Source organism: Actinoplanes sp. NPDC048988, assembly GCF_043197815.1.
Lineage (GTDB): Bacteria > Actinomycetota > Actinomycetes > Mycobacteriales > Micromonosporaceae > Actinoplanes.
In genome coordinates this window covers 128,904-145,609 of sequence record NZ_JBICTW010000001.1, presented here as the reverse complement: position 1 = coordinate 145,609, position 16,706 = coordinate 128,904, and the positions used below count along the sequence as shown (strand labels likewise).

Here is a 16,706-nt window from a genome sequence, read left to right as displayed (position 1 = left end):
AAAAGGGATTGTCAGAATGGCGAGCACCGGCTAATGTTCAAAAAGTCAGAACGTCGAACGTACGAGAAAGGGGAGCGAGATGATGTGGCAGGCCACCAACATGGTCGCCCTCCGCGCGTGCGGACCGGCGTCCTGGCGACGAGCCGTCTCGGGAGTGTGCAGGCGAAACAGCTGATCAGCAGCTGTATGGTCGCCGCCCTCCCGGTTCGGGACGGGCGGCTTTTTCATGTCGTATGGGCGTAGCTCAATGGGGAGAGCGGCGGCCTCCAAAGCCGAAGGTTGCGGGTTCGATTCCTGCCGCCCGTGTGCTTAATTCCAAAACAATTTAATAGCACCCAGAAATGGGTCGAGAACGTGGCCACGCGGGCCGGCTGCGGCGGGTAGGACAACCGCCGGGCTAGCTGGGCGGGACTACTTGCGCTACCCACCCAACGCGCCGGCCACCTCTTCCCGAACCCGCCACCCTTCCCACCCCGCGCTCCCCGGCCACCGTCGTCGGCTGGCGTCTCTTCCCGCGTTCCCGGCCACCGCTCTTGCTGTCCGACTCGTCGGCTAGCGTTTCCCGCGTTTCCGGCCACCGCTCTTCCTGCCCCACCTGTCGGCTGGCGTTTCCTCCGCCCACGCTTCTGACCACGGCTCTTCATGCCAGCCCGACGGCTGCCCTTCCGATCCGCGCTCTCGGCCATTCACACCTCACCCCACTTCTCCTTGCCAGCGCAGCCGTGTCGGGTGGGGAGTGGGTGCGGTAGGCGTGGTCGTGCTGGGGGAGTGGGTGCGGTAGGCGTGGTCGTGCTGGTGGCGGTGGGCGCGGAAGGGCTCGCGGTGCTGGGGGCGGGCACGCTAGGGCGCGCGGTACTGGGAGCGGGCGCGGTAGGGCTGGCGGTGCTGGGTGGGAGCGGGCGCGGTACGGCTGGCGGTGCCGGGTGGGCATTGGACGCGGTAAGCCTGGCAGTGCCGGATGGGCAGTGGACGCGGTAAGCCGGGCGGGAGTGGGTGCGGTAAGCCCGGCGCGGCCGAGCCGGGTAAGTGATGGGCTCGTAGCTCAGTAGGGAGAGCGCCCGCCCTGCAAGCGGGAGGTGGCCGGTTCGAGACCGGCCGGGTCCACGGTGGCGCGGCGGTAGCCGTGTCTCGACGCGTCGTCGTAGCTCAGCGGTAGAGCGCCGCCCTCATAAGGCGGAGGCCGGATGGTTCGACACCACCCGACGACATGCAAGCCCCTGTAGCGCAGCTGGACAGCGCGCCGGTCTACGAAGCCGGAGATCGGGAGTTCGAATCTCCCCGGGGGCACGGAGTGCCGCTAGCTCGACAGGTAGAGCAATCGCAGGGTGGAGGAGTTCGGTCTCATGAGCCGGGGATCGAATCCCGCCCCTGCCACCAAATCCCGGCGTTGTCGATACACTCCGGCCTCAACACGAGGGGGGATCGATGCGCGTCAGTCGGCGGGGGTTGTTCGGTGGGGTGGCCGCGGTGGGCGTGGGAGCGTTCGCCGGGTCGGAGCCGGCGCGGGCCGAGAGCTTGGACCGGCCTTTCGCGCCGGTGTCGGCACCCCATCTGATCGTCGCCGAGCAGATGGTGCAATATCAGCGGCTGCTTGCCGCGGGGCATCTGCCGGAAGGGCTGGCCGGGCACTGGCCGCTGTGCGGGGACGGCGTCGACCGTACGGGGCGTGGGGCGCTCGTCCGGGGCGCCGGCACCAGTTTCACCACGCTGCGGGCCGGTGGGGAGCTCAGTTTCGACACGACGCCGGCCGCCAACGCGACTGCCGCCGCCGTTCTCGACACGAGCAAGCCGTTCACCGTGTCGGCCTGGGTTCGGCTCGCGGCGGGTGCCGCCCTCACCACCATGTACACCGCGGTCAGCCAGGATTCGGGGGCGACCAGCCGGTTCCTGTTGCAGTGGGATCCGGAGTTCGGCTGGGCGTTCAAGGTGCGTGACCCGGCCGGAACCGTCAAGGAGTCGGCGGCCGGCGGCAACGGCGGTGATCCGCGTGGGGTCTGGGTCCATCTGGCCGGGGTCAGCGCCGGCGGCACGATCCGGCTTTTCGTCGACGGCGTGCCGGGCGCCGAGGTCGCCTCCTCGATCACGCCGTGGGCCGCGACCACCAGCCTCCACCTCGGACGGGCCACCTGGAACAGCGCGCCGGCCAACCGGTGGAACGGGGCGATCTCCGACGTCCGGGTCTATCAGCGCGCCTTGAGCGCCGACGAGGTCCGGGTGGTGTCCGGGGTCAAGGCCCGGGCCAACAACGTGTACGACATGGACAACCCGGCCGTGCTCACGTTCGGGAGTCCGGGTGATCCGGCCTCCTGGATCGCCCGCGCCCGGTGCGCCTCGTTCATCTCCGGGGTTCTCGGGCGTACGTACCCCTGGGTGACCGCCGCGTTCTTCGACCAGTTCTTCGGCGAGTCCCCGGAGGCCGAGGACTACCAGCGGGTCTTCGCCGCCGGCAGCTGTACCCGCTTCCGGCGCGTGGAGCGGGTCACCGATCTCCAGCCGGGCGACCTGATCGCCATCGACTACGACCCGGCCCGCACCGGACCGGGCCAGGTGAACAGCGGGCACATCGTGATGGTGCGCGAGCTGAAGGGTGAGAACCCGAACGGCCCGGCGATCGAGGGCGCGAAGCAGTACGCGGTGGAGGTGGTCGACTGCACGGCTGACCCGCACGGTGTGTACGGCAAGGCCACCTACGCGCCGTACCCGGACACCCGGATGGTCGACGACGTGAGCAATTTCCAGGGCGCCGGGATCGGCCACATGATGTTCTACGCCGACGCCGCCGGCCTGTTCGCCGGGTACCGCTGGAGCGCGAACAGCGGCAGCGACGGCACGTACCCGATCGCGAAGAGGCCTGTGGCCGCCGCCCGCGTCGTCTGAGCCCGGCGAGAGCGGACCGAGAGCGAAACGGAAGGCGCTCCCCGGATGATCCCTCCTGCCCGCACCTATCGGGCCGGGAGTGGGTTCAGGAGTGAGTGTTCTTTCTTTCCGCGTGCTCGGGCCGCTCGTCGTGGAGCGGGGAACCGAGACGATCGATCTGGGTGGGCCGCAGCGGCGCCTGGTTCTGGGGCTGTTGCTGGCCCACGCCGGCCAGGTGGTCTCGGCCGACGAGCTGGCCGACGCGTTGTGGGGCGAGCACCCGCCACCCTCGTACCGTGTGCAATTGCAGGGGATGGTCTCGGATCTGCGCCGGCGACTCGCGGCCGGCGGCGACCGGGCGGCCGCGCCGATCCTGACCAGGCCGCCCGGCTACCTGGTCCGGGTGAGCGGCGACAGCTTCGACCTGGCGCAGTTCCGCGCTGACGTCGCCGGCGCCCGCGCGCTGCGGGCCTCGGGTGACGACGAGGGCGCGGCCCGGCTGCTCGAAGTGGCCCTGGGGCGCTGGCGCGGGCCGGCCTTCAGCGGCCTCGAGCACGCCGCGATCGGCTTCGTCGCCGCCGCGGCCGAGGAGTCGCGGGCCGAAGCCCATGAGGAGCGGGTCGACGCGCTGCTCGCCGGCGGCCGCGTCGCCGGGCTGGCGGCCGAGTTGACCGCGCTCGTGGCCGAACACCCGCTGCGCGAGACCTTCCACCGGCAACTGATGACCGTGTACGCCGGGACCGGCCGCGCCGCCGAAGCCTTCACCGTCTACCGCGATCTGCGCCGGCGGCTGGTCGACGAGGTCGGCGTCGAGCCGTCCGAGCCACTGCGGGAGCTGCACCGGCGGATCCTGGCCGAGGATCCGGGGGTGCTCGCCGGGGACGGCCGCCCGCCGGTGAACACCTACCGCCAGCTGCCGCCGGACATCGCCGAGTTCACCGGGCGGGCGGCCGAGGTCGCGGCCATGGCCTCGTCCGTGTGCGGCGACCCCGCGACGGCGGCGACCCTGTGGACCGTGGCCGGCATGGCCGGCGTCGGCAAGACGCGTCTCGCGCTGCGCGTGACCCATCAGCTGGTCGCCGCCGGCCGGTACGACGAGGGCCAGCTCTACGTGGATCTGCGGGGCTTCGCGCCGGCCGAGGCGCCGGCCGACCCATCCGCCGTGCTGGAGTCCTTTCTGCGGGCCTCCGGTATGCCGGCCGGCCGGATCCCGCCCGATCTCGGCGGCCGGTCCGCCGTCTACCGCGATCTGCTGGCCGGCCGGCGGATGGTGGTCGTGCTGGACAACGCGGCCGACGAGGAGCAGGTCCTCCCGCTCCTGCCGGGCAGTTCGGCCTGCCTGGTCATCGTCACCAGCCGGCGCACGCTCGCGCTGGACGGGGCCCTTTCGGTCGAGCTGCACCCGTTCACCGAGGCCGAGGCGGTGGAACTGCTCGGCGAGATCGCCGGCCGGGCCCGGCTCGACGCCGAACCGGCCCCGGCCCGCGAACTGGCCGCCCTCTGCGGGCATCTGCCGCTGGCCGTGGCCCTGGCCGGGCAACGGTTGCGGGCGCGACCGTGCTGGACGGTCGAGCACCTGGTGACCCGCCTGTCCGGCCGGGCCCACCGGCTGGACGAGCTGGTGGCCGGCCGCCGGGCGGTCGAGCCGGTTCTGGCCCGGTCGTACGACGCCCTCGACCCGGCCGCTCGCCGCCTGTTCCGCCTGCTCGGCCTGCACCCCGGCGACGACATGACGCCGGCCTCGGTGGCGGCGCTGGCCGGGCTGGAGGTGGCCGAGGCCGAGGCGGGGCTGGAGGCGCTGCTCGACGAGCACCTGCTGCAGCAGTCCGTCCCCGGGCGCTACCACCTGCACGACCTGCTGCGGGAGTACGCGGTCCGGCTGAGCCGTCGCGACGACAGCACCGAGGAACGCGACCGGGCGTTGCGAGCGGTCCTCGACTGGTACCTGCACGGCACCCACGCCGTGCCGCTGCCGGCCGACCGCCGCGCCGCCCGCCAGTGGACCCGCGCCGAGTACGCGAACGTCCGGGCCGCGCTGTTCCTCGCGGCCAGCACGCCCTGGTACGAGCACGCCCAGCAACTGGCCACCTTCCTGCAGGCTTAGCGGTTTGTTAGCGGCCGCCGATACGTTCCGATCCGTTCCGCCGCAAGATCCGCGGCGGGGCGGATCGCACACCATCGAGGAGGTTGGACATGCACGAGCTTCACGTGCTGGACCTGTCCGTCGAGGACGTCACCGAGGGCTTCCAGAAGGAAGACACCGATCTCGGCAGCGAGACCTGGTGCGAGGCCAGCGCCGGCGGTGGCGGCAACGCCTGGTGTGACTGCTCGCGCAACGAGTGACGGTCACCGTGCGGGGTGGCGTGGACGCGCCACCCCGCACGGCATCACCCGACCGAGGCCGCGAAGGGAAAGTCCCATGACATCCACCCTGGACCACCTGGTGTCGCCGGCGGGCATCGTCGCCACCGTCGGCCGCCCCGACGCCGCCCGCGGCCTGGCCCGGCTGACCGGTGTCGGCGCCTCCGCCGGTGGCCCGCGCGACGACCGGACGCGGGGCGGCGGCCGCTCGCTGCGCGGGCCGGAACACGCCCGCCTGATCGCCATCGCGGAGGCGGCGGAGCGGTACGCGGCGCGCGTCTACGGCGAGACCGCGCCGGCCGTGACCGCGACGGCGCGCGACCTCGACGGCATGGTGCTCGACCCGGCCCGGTACCCGCGCTGTTCGGCGGCCGAGCGCGCGCGACCGCAATGCCGTGTCGTGCCGTTCGATGCCGGTACGCCGATCCGCTGGGTGCGCGGGCTGGAGCTCACCTCGGGCGAACCGATCTGGGTGCCCGCGGTGCAGGCGGCCTATCGCCTGCACGACGTGACACCCGCGGAACGGTTCACCTACCGGATCTCCACCGGGTGGTCGGTGCACACCGACCCGGTCGAGGCCGTGATCGGAGCCGTCTGCGAGGTCGTCGAGCGGGACGCCATCGCGCTGACCTGGCTCCAGCGCCTGCCGCTGCCGCTGATCGGCGCGGAGGTCACCTCCGAGGACCTGCGTTATCTGCTCCGCGGGGCCGAGCGGCATTTCGTCCGGACGTACCTGTTCGACGCCACGACCGACCTCGGCGTGCCGACCGTCTACTGCCTGCAGGTCGCCGAGCACGACCCGGTGCTGCGCAACGTGGTCGGCTGTGCGACCGCCCGCGATCTCGTCACGGCGGCCGAGAAGGCGCTGGTCGACACGATGACGATCACCCCGTACCTGCACTCGGCCACCACACCGGTTCCCGACTCGGTGGACCGGATCCGCGAGATCGACGACGGCGCCCGGTACATGGGGTTGCCGGAGCGGGCGCACGCCTTCGACTTCCTGGTCGACGGCGCCCGGGACCGGCCGCGCCGGCGCCGCGAGCCGTTGCCCGCCGATCCGCGGGCCGCTCTGGCCCGGCTGACCGCTGTCTTCGCCGAGCGCGGCATGCCGGTGGCCGTGGTCGACACGACACCGGAAGACCTGGCCGACGCCGGACTGACCTCGGTGAGCGTCGTCATCCCCGACCTCCAGCCGATGAGCCTGCACCCGTACGCCCAGTTCCTGGCCCATCCCCGGCTGTACGGCGCGCCGGCCCGGATGGGACACCGGGTGCTGCCCGAACAGGAGTTGAACACATGGCCCCAACCGTTCGCGTGATCAGTGCCCTGGGCGTCGGCGCGTTCGGCCGCCGCGTCGCCGCCGACCTTCCGGCCACGCCGGCCGGTGATCTGGGAACCGCGTTCGCGAGCCGCCCGGACGTCGTGGTCGTGGCGTTGTGGCGGCCGTCGCCGGCCCTCTGCGACGAGGCCGACCGGATGTCGTTCGGCACCGGCACGCCGTGGCTTCCGGTGATCCTCGACCATCCCGTGGTCCGGATCGGCCCGTGGATCGAGCCGCCGGCGGCGCCGTGTTTCGACTGCTGTCGCCGGCGCCGCGCGCAGCACACCATGCACGGTGACAAGAGCGCGATGCTGCACGAGGCGTACGACCGGGACCCCGCCCTCGGTCCGTCCGGCTTCCTCCCGCATCACGCGCGGGCCACCGCGGCCACCGTCCGGCTCCTGCTGCGGCGCGTGGCGGATCTGGCCGGGCGCGTGGTCACGCTTCAGCCGGACGGGCCGCGCCTGACCGCCGATCCGGTCGCGCCCATGCCCGGCTGCGCCCGCTGCGGGCCGCCGGTGCGTCCCCGCGATCCGGCCGCGCTGTTCGGGCTCGGCACGCCGGTGGGTGCGCGGTGACCGCCCCTCGGCTGGCCCGCGGACTGGCTGTCGTGCCCGGGCCGAACGGCCTGCTCATCGAGGGCGGCCCGAGCCGGCACTGGTTCACCGGCCGCGCCGCCACCACGGTCCTGCCCCGGCTGCTCGACCTGCTCGACGGCCGCCACGACACGGGCGAGCTGGCCGCGGGTCTCGGGCTCGGCCCGGAACAGCTGGCGCCGGCCCTGGCCATGCTCGAGGCCCGCGGGCTGCTGGACGGCTCGCCCGGCGGCGACGCCTATTTCTCCCGCATGCTTCCGGCCGCGGGCGGCTACCGCTCCAGCGCCGAGTTGCGTGACGTCCTGCGCCGCGCGGTGGTCGTGCCGGCCGTCGCGGGTCCCGTCCGTGACCAGCTCGCGGCCGACCTGCTCGAGGCCGGTGTCGGGACGGTCTCGTCCGACCTCGGCGCCGCCCTCGACGGCGACGGGCCGCGGCTGGTGGTCGCCGGTGACGACCAGCTCGAGGCCGTGGTGGCGGTGTGCCGCCCGGCCGGGGTTCCCGTCCTGCGGGCGGCGGCCGGCGCCGATCAGATCCAGCTCGGCCCGCTCTTCGACCGGCAGATGCCGCTGTGCCCGTCGTGTCTGTCGACCGGCCTGGCCGGCGCCGGCTGGACGGTCGGTGGCGCCCCGGACGACGCGACCGCCGGCCTGCTCGCCGGTCTCGCCGCGGGTGAGGTGCTGGCCCGGGTGGCACACACCCATCAGCCCGCGCCGCCGCCTCGGGTCGTCCGGGTCACGGTGGCCGGCCTGACCTCGGAGGCCCGGCTGGCGGTGCCCGAGCCGGGCTGTGCCGAGTGCGGCCTGGCCGGCGGGGACGCCACCACCGCGGAGGCCTACGAGTGGTGGATGCGGACCCGCCGGCACGAGCCGGTGTGGGCGGGCCGGACCACCCCGGAGGAGGAGCGCCGGCTGCTGGAGCTCCAGACGACGCGCCCCGCGTTCTGGTCCTCGCCCCGCCGGCCGCTGCCGTCCGGCGACCCGCTCGGCACGGTCCTGTCCCGCGTCGCCGGGCAGCGGGCCGTGGCGGATCCGGCCGACCGGCGGCGGTGGGCGCCGAGCGGCGGCAATCAGGCGTCGCCGGCCGCCTACGTCATCACCGCCGACGGCGAGGTCTGCCGCTACGACGACCTCACCCACGAGCTCGTCGTGGCCCACGCCGACCGGATCGGCCTGGGCGAAGCCCTGGCCGGCACCGACCTGGCGCCCGGCGGGCTCGACGCGGTGCTGGTGCTGGTCGGTGACGTCGGCCGGCTCGGGCAGAAGTATGGCGCCTTCGCCTTGCGCCTGGCGCACCTCGACGCGGGCTGCGCGGCGATGCAGCTCGCGGTGGTGTCCCGCGAACTCGGCCTGACGGCGCGGCCGGCGACGGCCTGGGACGAGCGCCTCGCGGACGTGCTCGACCTGCGCCCGGACCGGGAGATCGTGACCGTCGTCGCCGGCCTGGCCGGCCTCGTGAGCTGAGAGGAGCGGGCGACCATGCCCCTTGTCGAGGAAACCGTGCTCATGGAGGAGGCCGGGCGTCTGCTGGGCCGTCGCCACAGTGGACCGGCACCCACTCCGGTCCGGCCGGTGGCGGCCCCACGGCCCGGCCCGCGGCCGTGGTCCGACGTTCTCGGCGACCGCCGGTCGGTCCGCCGGTTCACGGCCGATCCACTGTCGCCGGCCGAGCTCGCCTTCATCACGGGCAACGCCGTGGACATGCTCCGGCCGGAGTTCCCCCTCGCCGCGGACCTGCTCACCATCGGGACCACCGAGGTGCTCGGGTCGCTCGCGCCGACGGCCCCGGTGATCCTGGCCGTCCGGGGTGACCTCGTCCGCGCGTGCTCGCCGGCCGGGCCCGGATACGGCGGGCTGCTGGTCGCGGCCGGTGCCCTCGGTTACGCCGCGTGGCTGTCGGCCCTGTCGGTGGGGCTGTCCGCCTCCGTCTACGGCGCGACGACCGAAGCGGCGGGCCGCGCCGGCCTGCGGCATCTGTTCACCGTGGCGATCGGCCGGGCCGCGTGACCGGGGCGTCCCGGTGGCGGCGGATCGCCGCCCGGTTCCGGCCCCACCGCCGGGCGGTGCTGCTCGCGGTGACGCTGATGGCGGTCTCGGTCGGCTTGTCGGCGGGAAGCCAGCTGTTGCTGCGGAGACTCATCGACGAGGCCCTGCCCCGTCACGACGTCACGGCGGTCGGCTGGCTGTGCGGCGGGATGCTGGCCGCCGGCGTGATCGGCACGCTCGCCTCGGTCGGGCAGACCGCGCTCACCCACCGGACCGGCCTGCGGGTCGTGCGGGACCTCCGGGCCGATCTGTACGACCGGGTCCAGCGCCGGCCGCTCGGTTTCTTCACCGAGAACTCCACCGCGGAAGTGCAGGCCCGGCTCGTCAGCGACATGGGCGGCATCAGCGAGATCCTGACCTCGACCGGGCAGAGCGTCGTCTTCGCCGCCCTCGGCCTGATCGCCGGCTTCGCCGTCATGCTGGCCCTCAACTGGCCGCTCGCGCTCATCTCGATCGGCCTCGCCCTGCTGCTGAACCTGGCCAACAACGTGCTGGCCCGCCGGGGCCGGGTGCTGGCCCGGCAGCGCCAGGACGGCGTCGGCGAGATGATGCGCGTCGTCGGCGAGGACCTGAGCCTGTCCGGCATCGTGCTCGGCCGCACGCTCGGCCGGCAGGAGTGGCAGCGTGACCGCTTCGGCACCGTGTCCGAGCGCATCGGCGACCTGTCGTACCGCCAGCGGATGGTCGGCACCAACGCGTGGGCGCTGAGCGCGGTCACCTTCGCCTGCCTCCCGCCGGCGGTGTACTGGCTGTCCGGGACGGTCTTCCCCGGCCTGACTCTGGGCACGGTCGTCGTGATCGCCACGCTCCAGTTGCGGCTGTCCGGCCCGATCCAGCAGCTCCTGCAGCTGAGCACGACCGTGCAGAGCGCCGGGGCGATGGTCGACCGGGTCTTCGACTACCTCGACGCGCCGGCCACTGTGGAGCCGGCCGGCCCGGTGACACCGGGGCCGGTGCCGGCGCTGAGGGTACGGGGGGTCGGATACACGTACCGGAATCGTCGCGCCCTGCACGACGTCGACCTGGAGATCCCGGCCGGATCGTTCGTGCTGATCGCCGGCGCGACCGGATCGGGCAAGAGCACGCTGGCGCTGGCCCTGGCCGGGCTCCTGCCGCCCGGCGAGGGTGTCATCGAGGTGGCCGGCTCGGGCCCGGCCGACGAGAGGCGGCTGCGGGAGCTGGTGACCCTGGTGCCGCAGGAGTCGGTGCTGTTCAACGCCTCGCTGCGGGAGAACCTGATGCTGGCCCGGCCCGGCGCCACGGCCGCCGAGCTGGCCGCGGCGACCTCGGCGGCCGCCCTCGACGAGCTCGTCGCCCGGCTCCCGGACGGGCTCGACACGACGGTGGGCGAGCGCGGTTACCAGTTGTCGGGCGGCGAACGGCAACGCCTCGCGGTGGCCCGCGGCTTGCTGGCGCCCCGTGGCGTGATCGTTCTGGACGAGGCGACGAGCGCCCTCGACCCGGCGACCGCCGACCGGGTCGTCCGCGGGGTCGTCGACCACGCCGGAGGCCGCACGGTGGTGATGATCGCGCACCGGATCCCGGCTCTGCACGCCGGCGACCGGGTGGTGCTGCTGGACGGCGGGCGGGTGCGGGAGTCGGGCACGCACGAGGAACTGATGGCGCTGGGAGGCGCCTACGCGGCGATGGGTGTGAGGCGCGACTCCGTTGCGCCGGCAACGGCGGCGGGTAGGTAGGTCCTCGTACTCACGAGGGCGGGAGGCGGAAATGTTCGGCAGGAGTCAGACGGTCGCGGATCAGCTGGTCGAGGTGCTGGTTCAGGCGGGTGTGCGGCGGATCTACGGGATCGTGGGGGACAGTCTCAACTCCCTGAGCGACGCCATCCGGCGCAGCGACGAGATCGAGTGGGTGCATGTGCACAACGAGGAGGCCGCGGCGTTCGCGGCGGCCGCCGAGGCGCAGCTCACCGGCAAGCTGGCCGTGTGTGCCGGCAGTTGCGGGCCGGGTAACACGCACCTGATCCAGGGCGTCTTCGACGCGCACCGGTCGGGCGTGCCGGTGCTGGCCCTCGCCTCGCACATCGTCTCGACCGAGATCGGCACCGGCTTCTTCCAGGAGACCGACCCGAAGCGCCTGTTCGAGCAGGCCAGCCACTGGACCGAGATGGTCTCGGCGCCCGAGCAGATGCCGCGGATGGCCCGCGTCGGCATCCAGACCGCGGTCGGCAAGCGGGGCGCGGCCGTGCTCGTGCTGCCGGGTGACGTGCTGGCCATGGAGGCGACCAACGAGACCGGTACGGGGCATCCGGTGGCCGGTCCGGTGATCGGCGCGCCGCCGGCCGACGTGCTCGAGGACCTGGCCGTACGGATCAACGCCGCCGGCAAGGTGGCCATCTTCGGCGGCATCGGCTGCACCGGCGCCCGCGACGAGGTGCTGCAGCTGGCCGGCGTGCTGAACGCGCCGATCGGGCACACGCTGCGCGGCAAGGACGTGCTGCAGTACGACAACCCGTACGACGTGGGAATGACCGGTCTTCTGGGTTACGGCTCGTGTTACGAGGCCATGCACGAGGCCGACCTGGTCCTGCTGCTGGGCACCGACTTCCCGTACCGTCAGTTCCTGCCCCAGAAGAACACGATCCAGGTCGACATCGACCCGTCGCGGCTCGGCCGGCGCACCGCCCTCGAGCTGGGCGTGGCCGGCGACGTCGGCGCGACGATCCGGGCGCTGCTGCCCAAGCTGCGGCGCAAGGACGGCAAGTTCCTCGCCAAGATGCTGCACAAGCACGTCGACGAGCTCGACAAGGTCGTCAACGCCTACACCCACGACGTCGACAACCTCGTGCCGATCCACCCCGAGTACGTGGCGCGGGTGCTCGACGAGGAGGCCGCCGACGACGCGGTCTTCACCGTCGACACCGGCATGTGCTGCAGCTGGGCCGCCCGTTTCATCACCCCGAACGGGCAGCGCCGGATCCTCGGCTCGTTCGTGCACGGGACGATGGCGAACGCGCTGCCGCACGCGCTCGGCGCCGCCAAACTCGACCCGCGGCGTCAGGTCGTCTCGATGTCCGGCGACGGCGGCCTGGCCATGCTGCTCGGTGAGCTGCTGACCGCCCGTACCCATCAATTGCCCGTCAAGGTCGTGGTCTTCAACAACTCGAGCCTGGGCATGGTCCGCCTCGAGATGATGGTGGCCGGCGACCCGCCCTACGAGACCGATCACGACGCGGTCGATTTCGCGGCCATCGCCCGGGCCGCGGGTTTCCACACGGTACGCGTGGAGAAGCCGGGCGAGCTCAGGGCGGCCCTGCGCTCGGTGCTCGACCACGACGGCCCGGCCCTGCTGGACGTGGTCACCGACCCGAACGCGCTGGAGATCCCGCCGCACATCACCGCCGAGGAGGCGAAGGGTTTCGCGCTCTCCGCCGGCAAGACGGTGCTGGCCGGTGGGGTCGGCCAGATGCTGCAACTGGCCCGCACGAACCTGCGCAACCTCCCGCGTTAACGCCCGGCGCGGAGGTCGGCGCCCACCTCGTGGAGGTGACTCAAGGCTTGGCGGTACGAATCGGTCAGGCTGGTCATCTCGTACGGGACGCCGATCTCCGCGCAGTACGCCTGCACGATGGGCTGCGCCGTGGGCAGGTTGGGCGTCGGCATCGCCGGGAACAGGTGGTGCTCGATCTGGTAGTTCAGCCCGCCCAGGGCGATGTCGGTGAGCCGTCCGCCGCGCACGTTGCGCGAGGTCAGCACCTGCTTGCGCAGGAAGTCCTCGGTGCCGTCGGGGTGCGGCATGCCCTTGTGGTTGGGCGCGAAGGTCAGGCCGAGATAAACCCCGAAGATCGCTTGGTGTACGACGAGGAACGCCACCGCCTGCAGCGGGGTCAGCACGAGGGCGAGCGCGGCGATGTATCCGACGAAGTGGACACTCAGCAGAAGCGCTTCCATGCCCCGGTGCTTGCGCACGGTGCCGTTCATCAAGGCGCGCACGCTGTCCTTCTTGAGCGAAAGGCCGAGCAGGGTCAGGAGCGGGAAAAAGAGATATGCCTGGTATTTGCCGATGAAACCGCGTGCATTCTCCGGCGACCAGGCGAGCACGCCCGGGCCCACGTCCGGATCGAGGTCGTCGTGGTTCGGGTTGGCGTGGTGCTTGGTGTGTTTGTCCATCCAGTAGCCGTAGGACATGCCCATGGCCAGGTTGGCCACGATCAGGCCGGCCCGGGAACTCGGCTTGTTGGTGCGGAACACCTGCCGGTGGGCCAGGTCGTGCGCGACCAGCGCCGTCTGCGCGAAGACCACGGCCAGGACCGCGGCCACGGCCAGGGTCCACCAGGACGCGCCGATCAGGAAGAAGGCGGCCCAGCCGCCCACCAGCGCGGCGGCGACCAGGCCGAGGCGAAGCACGTAGTAGGCCGGGCGCCGGCGCAGCAGACCGGCCGCGTTGATCCGTCGGTTGAGCTCGGCGAAGTCGCTGCCGGCCGTCGATCTCGGCCGCTCTGCCATTGTCGTCATGCCGGTCAAGGCTTCTCGGTTTCGCCCGCGAGGGCAGTAATGCCAGGCCCCCGAATTCGGTAGGGCTAGCACTACTGCACCGACCGGCACCGGTGGGTCACGATGAGTCGGTGGAGACACGAGACTGGATTCGCGACGGACTGCGGGCGGTGGCCACCGGGCTGCTGACGATCGTGCTGGCGATCATGAACATCCCGCTGTTCGTGTTCTTCGTGCTCGGCCTGGTGCTGACCCCGGTGCTCGGCCTCGGCCTGGTGATCCTGCCGGGCGTGACCGCGCTGATCCGTGCCAAGGCCGACGTGTCCCGGCGGCTCGCCGGGTGGTATGGGGTGCGGATCGACCGGCCCTACCGCCCGCGCCCCGAGGGCAGCCTGCCCATCGGGTGGGGCGCGTTCCGGCGGATCGTCACCGACCCGGCCACCTGGCGCGACTTCGCCTGGCTGCTGCCCGGCGCGGTGGCCGGGCTGGCCCTCGGCATCGTGACGCTGGCCCTTCCGGCGTACGGGCTGGAGGGCATCCTTCTGCTGCCGCTCTGGCTGCACCTCGGCGGCGTCTGGTACGGCTACGGTGTCAACTGGCCGATCGAGAGTGTCGCCCAGGGCTTCCTGTCGCTGCCGCAGGGCGTGCTCATCGCCATGCTGGGGCTGGTCGTCGCGCCCTACCTGCGCCGCTTCGACGCGCTGTTCAACCAGCTGTTCCTCGGGCCGACCAAGGCCGCCGAGCTGCGCTCGCGGGTCAGCCGGCTGACCGTCACCCGGGCCGACGCGGTCGACGCCCAGGCCGCCGAGCTGCGCCGCATCGAGCGCGATCTGCACGACGGCGCGCAGGCCCGGCTCGCCTCGCTCGGCATGACCATCGGCCTGGCCGAGGAACTGGTCGAGCGCGACCCGGCCACCGCGCGCAAACTGCTGGCCGAGGCCCGCGAGACGAGCTCGGACGCGCTGACCGAGCTGCGTCACCTGGTCCGCGGCATCCACCCGCCGGTGCTGGCCGAGCGCGGCCTCGACGGGGCGGTGCGCGCGCTCGCGCTGACGCTGCGCATCCCGACGTCGGTCGACTCGACGCTCACCGGGCGGCTCGAGACGCCGGTCGAGTCCGCCGCCTACTTCGCGGTCGCCGAGTGCCTGGCCAACGTGGTGCGCCACAGCGGCGCCACCTTCGCCTACGTCAGCATGCACCACGAGGACGACTCGCTGCGCCTGGAGGTCGGCGACGACGGCCACGGCGGCGCCGATCCCCGGCGCGGGACCGGGCTGGCCGGAATGGAACGCCGCCTGGCCGCCTTCGATGGCACGATGTCCGTGTCCAGCCCGCCGGGCGGACCGACCATCGTGACCATGGAGGTGCCGTGCGCGTCGTCATCGCCGAGGACCATGCTCTCCTCCGGGACGGACTGACCAGGATCCTCCAGGCGTTCGACTACGAGGTGATCGCCGTAGTCGACGACGGCCCGTCGGTGCTGCCCACGCTGCTGGAGCGCAAGCCCGACGTGGCCGTGCTCGACGTCCGCCTGCCACCCACCTTCACCGACGAGGGGCTTCAGGCCGCCATCGCCGCGCGGGCCGAGATACCGGGGCTGCCGATCCTGGTGCTGTCCCAGCACGTCGAGCCGCTGTACGCCCGGGAGCTGCTCTCCGACCGCCGGGGCGGCGTCGGATACCTGCTCAAGGACCGGGTGTCGGACGTAGCGCAGTTCCTCGACGCCGTGCAGCAGGTCGCGGGCGGCGGCACGGTGATGGACCCCGAGGTGGTGGCCCAGCTCCTCGAGCGCAACCGCCCGATCGACGTGCTCACGGCCCGCGAGCGGGAGGTGCTCGGCGAGATGGCGGCCGGCCGGTCCAACGCCGCGATCGCGGGCCGGCTCTTCGTCACCGAGAAGGCCGTGAGCAAGCACATCAACAACATCTTCACCAAGCTCGGCCTGCCGCCGTCGGAGGACGACAACCGCCGCGTGCTCGCCGTGCTGGCCTATCTGGACAGCTGAGGCAACACTTCCGAGGCGATCAGGTCGACGTGGTCGAGGTCGTCCATCTCGGTGATCCGCAGGTGGACGCGGGTCGCGCCGATCTCTCGCAGCTCGCCGATCCGCTGGACGAGCCGGTCGGGGGAGCCGACCACCGGGTCCTCCGGCGGCAGCACGCTCTTGGCGTGCAGCGGGGCCTCGCGGCGCCGGGCCTCGGCGTCCGTGCGCCCCAGGGCCACCACGACACCGGCCGACAGGGTGATCGGGCGGGTGCGCTCCTTGCATGCCACGCGGACCCGCTCGAAGGCGGCGGCGGTGTCGGCCACGCTCTTGAACGGCATGTTGTACTCGTCGGCGTACCGGGCGGCCAGCTCCGGCGTCCGCTTCGGTCCCTTGCCGCCCACAATGATCGGCGGATGCGGCCGCTGGACCGGCCGGGGCAGCGCGGGCGCGTCCCGGAGCCGATAGTGCTTTCCGTCGTACGAATACCCCTCGCCCTCGGGCGCCGACCAGATCCCGGTCAGGATCTCCAGCTGCTCCTCGAGCCGGTCGAAGCGTTCACCGAGCGCCGGGAACGGGATGCCGTACGCGGTGTGCTCGATCTCGACCCAGCCCGCGCCCATGCCCAGCTCGACCCGGCCGCCGCTCATCTGGTCGACCTGAGCCACCATGATCGACAGTGGACCGGGCAGCCGGAACGTGGCCGAGTTGACCAGCGTGCCGAGACGCAGTGTGGTCGTCTCCCGGGCCAGGCCGGCCAGCGTGATCCAGGCGTCCGTGGGGCCGGGCAGCCCCGGCTCGGGCGTCAGCGAGCGATAGTGGTCGGCCCGCAGCAGTCCCTCGAAACCGGCGTCCTCGGCGTGCCGGGCCAGCCTCAATTGGGTGTCGTACGTCGCACCCCGGTGCGGCTCGATGAACAGACAGACGCGCATCATCGTCCCTAATAATCCCTGATCCGGACGCATACCGGCTCATCATGATCGATCGTCCGAGATACGTCCACTTCGTGGTTTGAGACGAACTTGTCATCGAGACATGGACCAGTTTGCCCTACGATCCCCGGTCGGGGCATCCCCGTCCCACGTTCGACCC

General features: G+C 72.5%; 13 protein-coding genes and 4 tRNA genes. 15 read left to right on the top strand and 2 right to left on the bottom strand.

What is annotated here, in order from left to right; translation table 11 throughout:
* Positions 1 to 233 precede the first annotated feature (233 nt).
* From ACGFJ7_RS00700 to ACGFJ7_RS00640, 13 genes are all read left to right on the top strand, one after another.
* Positions 234 to 306 (top strand) — tRNA-Trp (locus ACGFJ7_RS00700).
* A gap of 725 nt (positions 307 to 1,031) precedes the next feature.
* Positions 1,032 to 1,104: transfer RNA gene (locus ACGFJ7_RS00695), tRNA-Ala, on the top strand.
* A 31-nt stretch (positions 1,105 to 1,135) separates the two neighbouring features.
* Positions 1,136 to 1,208: transfer RNA gene (locus ACGFJ7_RS00690), tRNA-Met, on the top strand.
* Between the two features lie 5 nt (positions 1,209 to 1,213).
* Positions 1,214 to 1,287: transfer RNA gene (locus tag ACGFJ7_RS00685), tRNA-Arg, on the top strand.
* 138 nt (positions 1,288 to 1,425) lie between these two features.
* Complete coding sequence (locus ACGFJ7_RS00680; protein ID WP_392639970.1) at positions 1,426 to 2,877, top strand: LamG domain-containing protein; 1,452 nt, start codon at positions 1,426 to 1,428, stop codon at positions 2,875 to 2,877.
* Between the two features lie 91 nt (positions 2,878 to 2,968).
* Positions 2,969 to 4,960, top strand: a complete 1,992-nt coding sequence (locus tag ACGFJ7_RS00675; RefSeq protein ID WP_392639968.1) for a BTAD domain-containing putative transcriptional regulator — start codon at positions 2,969 to 2,971, stop codon at positions 4,958 to 4,960.
* A gap of 89 nt (positions 4,961 to 5,049) precedes the next feature.
* On the top strand, positions 5,050 to 5,199 hold the full coding sequence (locus ACGFJ7_RS00670) for a hypothetical protein (protein WP_360241201.1): 150 nt from the start codon (positions 5,050 to 5,052) through the stop codon (positions 5,197 to 5,199).
* Between the two features lie 76 nt (positions 5,200 to 5,275).
* Positions 5,276 to 6,538 carry a YcaO-like family protein gene (locus tag ACGFJ7_RS00665; protein ID WP_360241198.1) on the top strand — a complete coding sequence of 421 codons (1,263 nt, stop codon included), beginning with the start codon at positions 5,276 to 5,278 and terminating at the stop codon, positions 6,536 to 6,538.
* Positions 6,517 to 7,119 (top strand): TOMM precursor leader peptide-binding protein, encoded by a 603-nt coding sequence (locus ACGFJ7_RS00660; RefSeq protein WP_392639965.1) that lies wholly within the window; start codon positions 6,517 to 6,519, stop codon positions 7,117 to 7,119. The genes ACGFJ7_RS00665 and ACGFJ7_RS00660 overlap by 22 nt, the downstream gene beginning before the upstream one ends.
* A complete protein-coding gene (locus ACGFJ7_RS00655) occupies positions 7,116 to 8,597 on the top strand; it encodes a nitroreductase family protein (protein ID WP_360241192.1) in 1,482 nt (493 codons plus the stop codon). The genes ACGFJ7_RS00660 and ACGFJ7_RS00655 overlap by 4 nt, the downstream gene beginning before the upstream one ends.
* A gap of 15 nt (positions 8,598 to 8,612) precedes the next feature.
* Positions 8,613 to 9,140 carry a hypothetical protein gene (locus tag ACGFJ7_RS00650; RefSeq protein ID WP_360241189.1) on the top strand — a complete coding sequence of 176 codons (528 nt, stop codon included), beginning with the start codon at positions 8,613 to 8,615 and terminating at the stop codon, positions 9,138 to 9,140.
* The gene (locus ACGFJ7_RS00645) at positions 9,137 to 10,876 is read left to right on the top strand and encodes an ABC transporter ATP-binding protein (protein ID WP_392639960.1); all 1,740 of its coding nucleotides are present in this window, start codon (positions 9,137 to 9,139) and stop codon (positions 10,874 to 10,876) included. The genes ACGFJ7_RS00650 and ACGFJ7_RS00645 overlap by 4 nt, the downstream gene beginning before the upstream one ends.
* 31 nt (positions 10,877 to 10,907) lie before the next feature.
* On the top strand, positions 10,908 to 12,647 hold the full coding sequence (locus ACGFJ7_RS00640; protein ID WP_392639957.1) for a pyruvate dehydrogenase: 1,740 nt from the start codon (positions 10,908 to 10,910) through the stop codon (positions 12,645 to 12,647).
* Here the strand turns inward: ACGFJ7_RS00640 and ACGFJ7_RS00635 are convergent.
* A complete protein-coding gene (locus ACGFJ7_RS00635; RefSeq protein WP_360241180.1) occupies positions 12,644 to 13,651 on the bottom strand; it encodes an acyl-CoA desaturase in 1,008 nt (335 codons plus the stop codon). The genes ACGFJ7_RS00640 and ACGFJ7_RS00635 overlap by 4 nt on opposite strands.
* Before the next feature lie 110 nt (positions 13,652 to 13,761).
* Between ACGFJ7_RS00635 and ACGFJ7_RS00630 the strand changes: the two genes are divergently transcribed.
* On the top strand, positions 13,762 to 15,048 hold the full coding sequence (locus ACGFJ7_RS00630; RefSeq protein WP_392639954.1) for a sensor histidine kinase: 1,287 nt from the start codon (positions 13,762 to 13,764) through the stop codon (positions 15,046 to 15,048).
* Positions 15,000 to 15,635: a response regulator transcription factor gene (locus ACGFJ7_RS00625; protein WP_360241174.1), complete on the top strand. Its 636-nt coding sequence runs from the start codon at positions 15,000 to 15,002 to the stop codon at positions 15,633 to 15,635. The genes ACGFJ7_RS00630 and ACGFJ7_RS00625 overlap by 49 nt, the downstream gene beginning before the upstream one ends.
* On the opposite strand, the gene ACGFJ7_RS00620 is transcribed toward ACGFJ7_RS00625, so the two are convergent.
* Positions 15,620 to 16,546, bottom strand: coding sequence for an LLM class F420-dependent oxidoreductase (locus ACGFJ7_RS00620; protein WP_360243512.1), 927 nt, complete (start codon positions 16,544 to 16,546; stop codon positions 15,620 to 15,622). The genes ACGFJ7_RS00625 and ACGFJ7_RS00620 overlap by 16 nt on opposite strands.
* Between the last annotated feature and the right edge of the window lie 160 nt (positions 16,547 to 16,706).

What these genes read in the sequence shown, in the direction of transcription:
- ACGFJ7_RS00680 (WP_392639970.1), top strand. Translation starts at nt 1,426, where the DNA reads ATGCGCGTCAGTCGGCGGGGGTTGTTCGGTGGGGTGGCCGCGGTGGGC.
- ACGFJ7_RS00670 (WP_360241201.1), top strand. Translation starts at nt 5,050, where the DNA reads ATGCACGAGCTTCACGTGCTGGACCTGTCCGTCGAGGACGTCACCGAG.
- ACGFJ7_RS00665 (WP_360241198.1), top strand. Translation starts at nt 5,276, where the DNA reads ATGACATCCACCCTGGACCACCTGGTGTCGCCGGCGGGCATCGTCGCC.
- ACGFJ7_RS00660 (WP_392639965.1), top strand. Translation starts at nt 6,517, where the DNA reads ATGGCCCCAACCGTTCGCGTGATCAGTGCCCTGGGCGTCGGCGCGTTC.
- ACGFJ7_RS00650 (WP_360241189.1), top strand. Translation starts at nt 8,613, where the DNA reads ATGCCCCTTGTCGAGGAAACCGTGCTCATGGAGGAGGCCGGGCGTCTG.
- ACGFJ7_RS00640 (WP_392639957.1), top strand. Translation starts at nt 10,908, where the DNA reads ATGTTCGGCAGGAGTCAGACGGTCGCGGATCAGCTGGTCGAGGTGCTG.
- ACGFJ7_RS00635 (WP_360241180.1), bottom strand. Translation starts at nt 13,651, where the DNA reads ATGACGACAATGGCAGAGCGGCCGAGATCGACGGCCGGCAGCGACTTC.
- ACGFJ7_RS00620 (WP_360243512.1), bottom strand. Translation starts at nt 16,546, where the DNA reads ATGCGCGTCTGTCTGTTCATCGAGCCGCACCGGGGTGCGACGTACGAC.